The 2,427-nt window shown below is 58.3% G+C and carries 1 protein-coding gene and 1 pseudogene; both read left to right on the top strand.

Going from position 1 to position 2,427, the window contains the following annotated elements; translation table 11 throughout:
- Positions 1–216: 216 nt before the first annotated feature.
- Positions 217–929 (top strand): annotated as a pseudogene (locus AWB67_RS36390) (divalent metal cation transporter).
- 776 nt (positions 930–1,705) lie between these two features.
- The gene (locus tag AWB67_RS36385; RefSeq protein WP_087660689.1) at positions 1,706–2,326 is read left to right on the top strand and encodes an ACT domain-containing protein; all 621 of its coding nucleotides are present in this window, start codon (positions 1,706–1,708) and stop codon (positions 2,324–2,326) included.
- Positions 2,327–2,427: the final 101 nt, after the last annotated feature.

The raw sequence follows: 2,427 nt of genomic DNA, 5'->3' as shown, positions 1-2,427 counted from the left end.
TTGGTTGCGTGAGCAGTCGAGTGGCGTGGTAGATGCGCGCATGGTTGCCGATGGACTTGGCGAGGCCCCCGGGGCATACGTGCTGGAGCCTTGAACCCCGGCGCGACACAAATCGCAAGCGAGCGAGCTATCTGGTGTCGTTCATGGCGCGGACCGCACCTTTCAATTGCGCCGTGAGGCGACTGCGTGCGATGCTCTGAGGATGGGATAAGCAAGATGGAACGTGTGAATGCCATTCGCGCCTTGTGGGGGCGACTGAGGGAGCACCCCCCTGTCGCGTGTCGGGCCAGGGCTGATCACCGGCGTAGCTGACGACGATCCGAGCGGCATAGCCACCTATTCCCAAGCCGGCGCTCAATTCGGTCTCAATATGCTCTGGACGATGCCGCTGGCCTTTCCACTGATGGCCGCGATGCAATCCACGTGTGCGAACCTTGGCCGGGTCACCGGGAAAGGACTCGCCGCCAATATCAAGACCACGTTTTCGCCAACCGAGGCTGCCAGCGCACTTCGGCCGCTCGACGGCAACTTCGCCTACGTGCTCTTTGCTCTTGGAATCCTTAGGGTCGGCCTGATTGGCGTACCCGTGCTGGCGGGTTCTGGAGCCTATGTCCTTTCCGAAGCGATGGGCTGGAAAGAGGGGCTCGAACGCAAGGTGAATGATGCTCGTGGACTTTACGGCATCATCGCCGTGAGCGTGCTCGCCGGACTCGGAGTTCAGTATTCGCCCATCAGCCCGATGAAGGCCCTGTTTTGGAGCGCGGTCATCGACGGGGTCGTCGCGATTGCCGCTGATGGTGGTGTCCTTAAGCTCGTGTCGAAGAAGTCGGGAATGGGGGCGTTCACCGCAAGCCGGTCATTGCTTGTTCTTGGCTGGATTGCCACGGGCGATCGGCGCAGCGGCCGTTCGGATGATTATTCCCGGTTAGTCCCGCAAAAGATGCTAACCGAAAATCGGCCTGGCCGCGACATGCTGAATAAAGTGGCGGGGCTGCCTGGGAAGCGACGAGCTACGACTTCAAACCGCTTTTTTGTCGCGCCCAAAAACGCGGCAGAGACGCACCGGTGCACCGGGGTTTTGATCGGGATCAAGCGTCCGAAGTCCCGAGAGCGCGAAGCGCGACCGTCTCGCATATTCGCCAGGATGCCCGCGCGGTGGGTTGTATCTCTGGTGTCGGCAGGCAGTTCATGGAGGCCGCCGCAAATCAATGGCGAGGACAATAGAGATGTCCGTGAAAACAGAGGCGTGCCTCGCTCTTCATACCATCGTTAGGGCTTGCATGGCGAAGGATCAAACGAGGTGCGGTGTTCGACAGAAAAGCCGAGTGTTAGTGTCGGACGTTCTATCAAGCTGCCCTGCGATGCGCATTGGCTGTTGCACTGGCACCGCCTTCTCGGTCATTGCTCAATCCCCCTTCGCTCTGGTAGCCGGCACCGATCGGTGCCCCGCAAATATACGCGGCAACATGAAGGGGCAGTTGAGTTTCGCCCGATCGGAAGCCACCAATCCTTCTCAACCCCCGGGGTAGCGGCTGACCCAAAAATTGTGGGGCGGACCTCTCGGGTTCTCTTCATCGCCCTGTCTAATCTTCGTGCTGCTACGCAGTCTGCTCTCCACGAGCCTTTCGAAATGCAAAACGAATGGAAGACTACAATGCATTCGACGCCATAGAAATTTGGAATGTTCCGACCGCGGAGAAGCATAGTGACCGATAGATTGCAACAACTACTCTCGCAAATCAGCGAACTGGAAGACGAACTGCAGATCGTCCTGCACGATCGGGAGGTGCCGATTTTCTTCACGCTCCGAGGAAAACGCGTTGAGTTCGAATCGAGTCTCAAACGCCTACATCGGGACTTGCGAATCGGCTTGATTGCTTGGCTCAAAGCGAGCGAACCTCGCAGGTGGGTGGCCGCTCCGTTTATTTACGGACTAATCGTGCCACTTGTACTGCTCGACGTCGGCGCGACCGTCTACCAGGCGATCTGCTTTCCGCTGTTTCGCATTGCGAAGGTGAAGCGCGCGGACTATATCATCCGTGATCGCTGGCAATTGAATTACCTCAACGTCATTGAGAAGCTTAACTGTGGTTACTGTGAATATGCCAACGGACTTATCGCCTACACCGCGGAGATAGCTGCGCGCACGGAACAGTACTGGTGCCCGATCAAGCACGCGCGCAAAGCCCTGGGCACTCACGCTCGCTACCAGCGATTCCTAGCGTACGGAGATGCGCAGGGATACCGAGCCCATTTGGAGGATCTGCGAGCGGCGCTTGCGAAGTCGCCTGAGCGCCCCTTCAATGCTGATCCCCGTCAGGACTGATGCTGTCCTGACTTGACACTGGCGCGCATATAACGTCCGGTTTATTGAACGGCGGTTTCATCGTTTCGGCGCTTGGCGCATTTGCCGTCTGTGTCCGAAGG

Source organism: Caballeronia terrestris, from assembly GCF_001544515.1.
Classification (GTDB): Bacteria; Pseudomonadota; Gammaproteobacteria; order Burkholderiales; family Burkholderiaceae; genus Caballeronia; species Caballeronia terrestris.
The sequence above is the reverse complement of the archived record's forward strand: the minus strand, read 5'-3'. Positions and strand labels throughout refer to the sequence as shown.